Raw genomic sequence first — 344 nt, 5'->3', positions numbered from 1 at the left:
GGCGGCGGGCTGCTCGGCGGCACCGGCACCTTCGGCACGGCCGGGCGCACCGTCACCATCGGCAGCGGCGGCACGCTGGCGCCGGGCTTTTCGCCGGGCACGCTGACGATTGCCGGCAATCTGGTGCTTGACGCCGGCTCGACCTATGCCGTCGACGTTTCGGCTGCCACCGCCGACCGCACCAATGTCGCGGGCACCGCCGTCATCGACGGCGCCACGATGCAGGTGACGGCGCTCGATGCCGCCACCAGCTACCAGGAGAGCCAGACCTATACCGTGCTCAGCGCCGCCGGCGGCATTACCGGCGACTTCGCCGACCTGCTCGGCGATTCCGCCTTTCTCGA

Annotated in this window: 1 protein-coding gene; it reads left to right on the top strand. The window is 71.2% G+C overall.

The window, feature by feature from the left end; genetic code table 11:
* The coding region (locus tag J5J09_RS22410) for an autotransporter outer membrane beta-barrel domain-containing protein (protein WP_208554486.1) at positions 1 to 344 on the top strand (344 nt) is incomplete at both ends.

This window comes from Ciceribacter sp. L1K22 (assembly GCF_017599385.1).
Taxonomy (GTDB): Bacteria; Pseudomonadota; Alphaproteobacteria; order Rhizobiales; family Rhizobiaceae; genus Allorhizobium.
Note: the sequence above shows the minus strand (reverse complement) of the source record. Positions and strands in the feature narration are given on the sequence as shown.